The sequence below is a fragment of the Deltaproteobacteria bacterium genome, assembly GCA_009930495.1.
Taxonomy (GTDB): Bacteria; Desulfobacterota; Desulfovibrionia; order Desulfovibrionales; family Desulfomicrobiaceae; genus Desulfomicrobium.
In genome coordinates this window covers 1-2,941 of the sequence record RZYB01000252.1, presented here as the reverse complement: position 1 = coordinate 2,941, position 2,941 = coordinate 1, and the positions used below count along the sequence as shown (strand labels likewise).

Genomic DNA, 2,941 nt, shown 5'->3' with positions numbered 1-2,941 from the left:
TTGCTTTTGGCCAGGGACGCGGTTTCCCTGTCGCCTGTCGCCGGTTTATTTGCCGGGAGACTATCTTGCTCCATGTTAATTTATTCGCTATTATTCTATGAATGATGAATAAATTGATATAAACAATGCGCGAGGTTTGACATGGATAAAATCAGCAATCCCTTTTCGCCCGGAGCGGGTTCTCCGCCACCTGAGCTGGCAGGCCGGGAGGGTATTTTGGAACAGGCGGAGGTGCTGCTTGCGCGGGTTCGCCGGAAACGCCCCGAGAAAAGCGTGCTGCTGATCGGATTGCGCGGAGTCGGCAAGACGGTGCTGCTCAACGAAATGGAGCGCATGGCCCAGGCTCGGGAGTACCGGACTATCCTGGTCGAGGCGCTCGAAGGCAAACCCTTGGCAGTGATACTTATTCCTCAGCTCAAGCGGTTGCTTTTCGAACTCGACCGTTTGGCGGGCGCGGGCAACAAGGTGCGGCGGGGTATTGCCGTATTGAAAAGTTTTATCAGCGCGGTTCGGGTTGCCGTTGGCGACGTGGAGTTTGGGCTTGATATTGATTCGGAGCCAGGCGCCGCCGACAGTGGGGATCTGGAAATCGACCTGCCGAATGTGTTCATGGCCGTGGCCGAGGCGGCCGAGGAGCGCGGCACGGCCGTCGCCATTCTGATCGACGAGATTCAATATCTGCATACCAAGGAATTGAGCGCATTGATCATGGCCATGCACAAGATGCAGCAGCGCCAGCTTCCACTTGTGCTCATCGGCGCGGGGCTGCCGATTCTTCCTGGTTTGGCTGGTGATTCCAAATCGTATGCGGAGCGGCTGTTCAGTTTTCCCGACATCGGTCCTCTTTCTGAAGACGAGTCAGCCAAAGCCATCCAGGGGCCTGTCGAGAGTGCTGGCGAGCGCATCGAGCCTGCCGCGCTTCGGGAAATTTTTCGCCTGACGCGGGGATACCCCTATTTCATTCAGGAATGGGGCTATCAGGCCTGGAATCATGCGCCGTCTTCACCCATCACTGCCGAGATTGTCCGGGAAACGACCAGACTGGTGGAAAAACGCCTCGACGAGAACTTCTTCAGAGTGCGCTTCAACCGCCTGACGCCCAGGGAAAAAACATTTCTTCGCGCCATGGCGGGGATGGGACCGGGGCCATATCGGTCCTCGGATGTCGCCGATGTGTTGCATACGAAGATTACCACCCTGGGGCCGGTGCGGGCCAATCTTATCAAGAAGGGGATGGTCTATAGCCCCGCGCATGGACTCATGGCTTTCACCGTTCCGCTGTTCGATGAATTCATGCTCCGGGCTATTCCGGAATTTTCCGTGCAGTGATCGAGAGCCGGACATTTGCCGGGAGACCAGGAATGAAGAATATCATCAGACTCGAATTGTGGGCATTCGGCCCCTTGGGAATTAGCCCCGGGGCTCCCCAGCCCAAGTTTGGTTCTCCCATTCCACCCACAACAGAAAAGCCCCAAGGTTAGCCAAGGGGCTTTTTTCGATGGGCGGTTGGCGTCGTGGCCTAGAGTGTCGGCGGCGCGATCTGGCCGGCGGCGACCATGCGTTCGATCTGTTCCACGTCCTTGTCGCCGCGTCCGGACAGGTTGACGACGATGATGGCTTCCGGGCTCATGTCCGGCGCGATGCGCAGGGCGTGGGCCAGGGCGTGGGAGGATTCCAGGGCCGGGATGATGCCCTCGGTGCGCGAGAGCAGGAAAAAGGCATCCAGGGCTTCCTGGTCGCTGGCGTGGACGTATTCGGCCCGGCCCGTGTCCTTGAGAAGGGCGTGTTCCGGCCCCACGCTCGGGTAGTCCAGTCCGGCGGAGATGGAATAGACCTCGGCCGGTTCGCCGGCCTGGTCCTTGAGCATGTAGGAATTGAAGCCGTGCATGATGCCGGGCTCGCCCAGGCACAGGCTGGCGGCGTGCTGGCCATAGCCGAGACCGCGCCCGGCCGGTTCCACGCCGATGAGTTTCACCGATGTTTCGGGCACGAACTCGGTGAACAACCCCAGGGCGTTGGACCCGCCACCCACACAGGCAATGCAGCAGTCCGGCAGACGCCCCTCGGCCTCGAGGATCTGGGTCTTGGCCTCGCGGCCGACAATGGATTGGAACTCGCGGACCATGACCGGGTACGGATGCGGCCCCACGGCCGAGCCGAGCAGGTAAAATGTGTTTTGGGCGTCCTGGACCCAGGCCATGAGGGCCTCGTCCACGGCTTCCTTCAGGGTTTTCTGACCGCTCTCGGCCGGCACGACCTTGGCGCCCATCATCCGCATGCGGAAAACGTTCAGTTTCTGGCGTTCCACGTCCACGGCGCCCATGTGGATGGTGCATTCCATGCCCATGAGCGCGGCTGTTGCGGCCGTGGCCACGCCATGCTGGCCGGCTCCGGTCTCGGCGATGATCTTTTTCTTGCCCATGCGCTTGGCCAGCAGGATCTGGCCGATGGTGTTGTTGACCTTGTGCGCGCCAAGATGGTTCAGATCCTCGCGTTTGAGGTAGATCTTGGCCCCGCCACAGCGCTTGGTCAGATTGGCGCAGAAATAAAGCGGGTTGGGCCGGCCGTTGTACTGGCGCTGGTAGTAGTCGTATTCACGCAGGAATTCCGGGTCGCGATGGTAGCGCTCGAAGGCCCGGGCCAGCTCGTTCAGAATGTCCCTGATGGGTTCGGGCACGTACTGGCCGCCATAGGCGCCAAAGAATCCGTCGGCAGTGGGCATGGTCATGATCGTTCCTCCTGATGATTTGAAATAAAAAAACCGCGGTCAGTGGGTACACTGCCGCGGTCGGTTTCCTGGTATTTTGGAGAGGGTTCAGGTCAAGACGCATCCCACGGCATGTTCGTCATGCCGCCACCACAAACAGGAGATGATGGAATTGGTCTTGAAGTTCATGAGTCGGACAGTTGCCCGTGGAGGTGCGGGTTTGTCAAGCGATAA

2 protein-coding genes are annotated in these 2,941 nt (G+C 59.5%); one reads left to right on the top strand and one right to left on the bottom strand.

Annotation, left to right across the window (positions count from 1 at the left end; all coding sequences use genetic code 11):
* The first annotated feature begins 141 nt into the window (after nucleotides 1–141).
* Complete coding sequence (locus EOL86_13345; protein NCD26560.1) at nucleotides 142–1,329, top strand: ATP-binding protein; 1,188 nt, start codon at nucleotides 142–144, stop codon at nucleotides 1,327–1,329.
* Nucleotides 1,330–1,519: 190 nt separating this feature from the next.
* On the opposite strand, the gene trpB is transcribed toward EOL86_13345, so the two are convergent.
* On the bottom strand, nucleotides 1,520–2,728 hold the full coding sequence (gene trpB, locus EOL86_13340; protein ID NCD26559.1) for a tryptophan synthase subunit beta: 1,209 nt from the start codon (nucleotides 2,726–2,728) through the stop codon (nucleotides 1,520–1,522).
* Between the last annotated feature and the right edge of the window lie 213 nt (nucleotides 2,729–2,941).